Source organism: Faecalibacterium sp. (assembly GCF_052358865.1).
GTDB classification, from domain to species: domain Bacteria; phylum Bacillota; class Clostridia; order Oscillospirales; family Ruminococcaceae; genus Faecalibacterium; species Faecalibacterium butyricigenerans.
In genome coordinates this window covers 1-4,605 of record NZ_DAWCVJ010000121.1, presented here as the reverse complement: position 1 = coordinate 4,605, position 4,605 = coordinate 1, and the positions used below count along the sequence as shown (strand labels likewise).

The window sequence follows — 4,605 nt, the reverse complement described above, 5'->3', positions numbered from 1 at the left end:
GCCAGCTTGAAGATGTTGGTCGTGCGGCGGGGCGCGGGCTGGGAAACGCTCTTACCGTAGAAAGCGGTCTGCCACTGGCGCACCATGCCGAGCACCTGATTGTTGAAAATGACGGTGATGATGGGCAGCTCGTAGCTGACGGCAGTGCAAGCCTCGTTGAGATTCATATGGAAGGAGCCGTCGCCGGTGAACATGACCACCCGCTGGTCACGGCCCAGTGCCATCTGTGCGCCGATGGCTGCACCGTAGCCGAAGCCCATGGTGCCCAGACCGCCGCTGGTGATGAAGCCGCGGCTCTTGGCGTGGCGGATGTACTGCGCTGCCCACATCTGGTGCTGGCCCACGTCGGTGACGTAGACGGCCTCGGGGCCGCACTGGTTGCAGACCTCGCCGATGACCTGATGGGGCATCAGTCGGGAGGCGTCGGACACCGGGTGGTAATCCTGCGCCTGCCACTCGTGGATCATCTTCATCCAGTCAGGGTGCTTTTTCTCTTCCACCAGCGGCAGCATGGCGTTCAGCACATAGGCGGCATCGCCCACGATGGACAGGTCCACGTCCACGTTTTTGCCCAGCTCGCTGGCGTCGATGTCGATCTGGATGATGGTCGCATTCTTAGCAAAGGTCTTGGGGTTCAGGGCCACACGGTCCGAGAAGCGGGTGCCCACCGCGATGAGGACGTCACAGTCTGCCACGGCCCGGTTCGAGGTGTAGCAGCCGTGCATACCCACCATGCCGATGTTCATTGGGTCGCCGTAGGGCACGACGCCTGCGGCCATCAGGGTATGGGTGGCAGGGATCTCCGCTTTTTTCAGCAGATCCCGCAGGGGCTGGCAGCTGGCCGCCGAGCGGACGCCGCCGCCGAAGTAGACCAGAGGCCGCTGGGCACCGTTGATGATGTCTGCCGCCCACTTGACCTGCTGCTCGTCGAATGTGACCACCGTGCGGATGGGTTCGGGCTTTTTCGGGGTGAACTCACACACCGCAGCGGTGATGTCCTTCGGGATGTCCACCAGCACCGGGCCTTTGCGGCCGCTCTGAGCGATGCGGAAGGCCGCGCGCATGGTGTCTGCGAGGTCTTCGACCCGGCGCACCGTGAAGTTGTGCTTGGTGATGGGCATCGTAATGCCCTCGATATAGGCCTCCTGAAAGCTGTCGCTGCCCAGACCATCCGTGGTCACGTTGCCGGTGAAGGCCACCATCGGCACCGAGTCCATGTAAGCGGTGGCGATGCCGGTGACGAGGTTCGTTGCGCCCGGGCCGCTGGTGGCCAGCACCACGCCGGTACGGCCCGTTGCGCGGGCATAGCCGTCCGCCGCGTGGGACGCGCCCTGCTCGTGGGCCGTCAGCACATGGGTGATGCGGTCGGTATTTCTGTACAGCTCGTCGTAGAGGTTCAGCACTGCGCCGCCGGGGTAGCCGAAGATGGTGTCCACCCCCTGCTCACAGAGCACCTCCACAAAGATTTGAGAACCGTTCAACTGCATGGTGAGTTTCTCCTGTTCCGTTCCAATTTCCACTTTACACACTTTTTTCCCAACACGCTCAGAAGCTGTTTCCGTGAGCAGGGTGCGCCGGACGACGAGGGAGCTTGCCCGTGCAGCGCTTAGAGGAAAACGGCTTCTCCGGGGGGCAGCACCTGATAAATAAAAGGTCTCTGTCCCCTTATCCAAGAGACAAAGACCCGGAATGAATCCAAAAGCTCTCTGCGGTACCACTCTCGTTGACGCAACTGCGCCCTCTCACGGACTTCCATCAAAGCCCTGCACGCTAACGGCTGCCACCGGCGCTGCTTAGCAGACGTCCCATAAATCGTCCTTCAGCAGGCTGCTCCGGGAGGATTTCGCGCATGGTCTGCCTGCTGCCTTGCATCCCCCGGCAGCTCTCTGAAAAGCAGGTGTCCTGCGTTACTTTTTCCCATCTGTGCATTTGTTGGGTCAATTATACTATAAATCGGGCCGTTGTCAATCGACGATTTGTAACGTGAATCACGGCAAAGATGAAGATAATTAAACACCATCTTGCGCAGGGACTTACATCGCTGTATACTTTGGGAGTACGCGCTTAATTTTCAGGCTGCGGCCTGCACGCGAGCAAAAGCCTCTCCCCTTGGGAGAGGTGTCACCAAAGGTGACGGAGAGGGCAAGGTCGCTCGCCGAGAGGCATAGACGCAGCGATAGCATCGCTCTGACAAAAGCCGCTTTCGATCGCTGTGCAGCGGCTCTATCGTGCAAAGCCTGCCCTCTCAGGCGCTCCCGCGCCAGCTCTCCCAAAGGGAGAGCCTTGTCGCATTTCAAGAGACTGTATAACAAAAGAGGATACATTATGAATCTTAACGAATGGAACGCCCGTCTCCACGGGCTGGTCATCTTCCGCGCACTGCTGGACGATGACGTCATTGCAAAGCTCGTAGACCTCACCGACCGGATGGCGGCAGCCCCCCGGAGCACAGGGGCAGTATGCGGTGCTGCAGCCTCCTTTGAATCCGCCCTCTTCGAGCACACCACCAACTTTGGCGAATATCTCTCCGCCGCCGTCCTCGAAGCCGAAACGGTCTGCGTCCGGCAGGCAGCGGTGAGCAAGGTGCCGCCCGTCCTTCAGAAGGCACTGGACGGTGAGCTGGACTTTTTGCAGCAGCTGTGCGGCCTGACGCTGGACGATCTGCTGGAAGCTTCCGACGCCGCCGACCCGCTGCCCTTCCTGCCCCGGTGGGAGACGAAGGACATCGACCTCCACGCCGCCTATGCCCAGCGGATGAGCGAGGTAGGCAAAAAGGGCTATGGGATGTTCGCCAAGCACCACGTCTTTACCGTTGAGAACGGACAACTGGTGCCAGTGCGCTACCCCGACCCCCAGCGCCTCGACGAGCTGCCGGGCTATGAGCAGGAGCGGGAGAAGGTCATCGCCAACACCCGCGCCCTGTTGGCCGGAATGCCCGCCAACAATGTGCTGCTCTACGGCGACGCCGGTACCGGAAAGTCCAGCACCGTCAAGGCCATCGCCAACGAGTTTGCCGCCGACGGCCTGCGGCTGGTGGAGGTCAAGAAGAATCAGCTCTACCAGATCCCCGACCTGATGGACAAGCTGGCCGCGAACCCGCTGAAGTTCGTCCTCTTCATCGACGACCTGAGCTTCACGGCCAACGACGATAACTTCGCGGCCCTGAAAGCCATCCTCGAGGGCAGCGTAGGCGGACGGGCCAAGAACATCGCCGTCTACGCCACCTCCAACCGCCGCCACCTCATCAAGGAGACGCTCTCCGACCGCTCGGGTGACGACATCCACGAGGCCGACACCCGTCAGGAGCTGATGAGCCTCTCGGCCCGCTTCGGCCTCACCGTCACCTTCCAGCGGCCCGAAAAAGCCCGCTTCGAAGTCATCCTCACCGAGCTGGCCAAGCAGCACGGCATCGAGATGCCCCACGACCAGCTGCTGACCAAGGCCGAGGCCTTTGCCATCCGAGCCGGAGGCCGCAGCCCCCGCGTCGCCAAGCAGTTCATCGAGCAGTGCGCCGCCGGTGTGCAGAAATAAAGCTGCTGTCCTCTCTCAAATTTTGGAGAGTTCATTCATGGAATCCCTCTGGACGCACTCCCTGTACAGCTTCCGGAGCACGCCCTCCGCATTTTGGAGGAAGTCGGCGGTCTCGTACTGCGCGAAGACCCATCCCTTGTCCGAAACAAGGATCTTTCCTCCCTCGAAGCGCACCGCGAAATCCCGGAACGCAAAACCAAGGTCGTTGTCTGCCTCGTTGATGGAGGTGTCGGCGAGCGCTTGTCTCAGGTTCAGACAGAGCCGGTATTCCTCTTGCGAGCGAAGCCAGAGTTCCGGCGTTTCTGCACTGTGTTCCAGCTGGAACCGACTGGTGAGGCCCTTTACAAAGCAGCTCTCCCGTGCCGCAATGGGCCGGTTCAGCCGCTTCCATTCCCGGATCTCAAAGCGATAATAAAGGTTCTGCTCTGTCCCCTTCCGTGCCCGAAGCTCCGTGATGTCGCCCCGGCAGACCGGGCTGCACTTCGTGACCTCGCCGTAGTACTGGACGCCTGCCTGCGGGCCGAATACATATTGGGACTGGTAAAGGGCGACAATGCGGACCGAAAAGGCTTCGTCTCCCAGCTGCTCCGCCGGGATATAATAGAACCGGTGCCTCCGGCATATATCCAGTTGCTGCGGGCTGCGCACCGTCCCGACCAGCACATCCCGCACCGCCCAGTCCACCGCGTTCAGCTTTGCTTCCAGTCGCTCCGAATGTAGGTCCATCCGCTGCCGCCTCCTCTCGTGAGCGCTCTTATCAAGCAGCGCCCACATCCGACATCCCATAAATCAGTTTCATTATAGCATATCCTCCCTCTCCTTTTGGAGGATTCCATGCCCGCAGTTCAATTTTATCACCCTGCACAAAATTCCGCGATGAAATTTTACGTTTTCACTCTTTCAGGGCAGCACCGTCTGACCTCAACAAAAAAACGCAGCGGCATTCCATTCCATGCCGCTGCGTTTTCCATTCAAGAAATTCTGATAAATAAAAAATTCGCTGCCGAATGACAACGAATCTTTAAGTGGAGAATTAGGGACTCGAACCCCAGACCCCCTGCGTGTGATGCAGGA

General features: G+C 60.0%; 4 protein-coding genes and 1 other annotated feature. Of the genes, 2 read left to right on the top strand and 2 right to left on the bottom strand.

Features of this window, described 5'->3' with window-relative positions:
• Window positions 1-1,487: biosynthetic-type acetolactate synthase large subunit (ilvB, locus tag ACT8X9_RS12850; protein ID WP_444269253.1), on the bottom strand; the 1,487-nt coding region annotated here is incomplete at its 3' end.
• Between the two features lie 182 nt (window positions 1,488-1,669).
• Window positions 1,670-1,933, bottom strand: a binding site (T-box leader).
• Between the two features lie 392 nt (window positions 1,934-2,325).
• Between ilvB and ACT8X9_RS12845 the strand changes: the two genes are divergently transcribed.
• Window positions 2,326-3,531, top strand: coding sequence for an ATP-binding protein (locus tag ACT8X9_RS12845; RefSeq protein ID WP_444269252.1), 1,206 nt, complete (start codon window positions 2,326-2,328; stop codon window positions 3,529-3,531).
• A gap of 15 nt (window positions 3,532-3,546) precedes the next feature.
• Here the strand turns inward: ACT8X9_RS12845 and ACT8X9_RS12840 are convergent, their stop codons facing one another.
• Complete coding sequence (locus ACT8X9_RS12840) at window positions 3,547-4,257, bottom strand: hypothetical protein (protein WP_249233626.1); 711 nt, start codon at window positions 4,255-4,257, stop codon at window positions 3,547-3,549.
• Window positions 4,258-4,365: 108 nt separating this feature from the next.
• Between ACT8X9_RS12840 and ACT8X9_RS12835 the strand changes: the two genes are divergently transcribed.
• Window positions 4,366-4,542, top strand: a complete 177-nt coding sequence (locus tag ACT8X9_RS12835; RefSeq protein ID WP_444269251.1) for a hypothetical protein — start codon at window positions 4,366-4,368, stop codon at window positions 4,540-4,542.
• The last annotated feature ends 63 nt before the right edge of the window (window positions 4,543-4,605 follow it).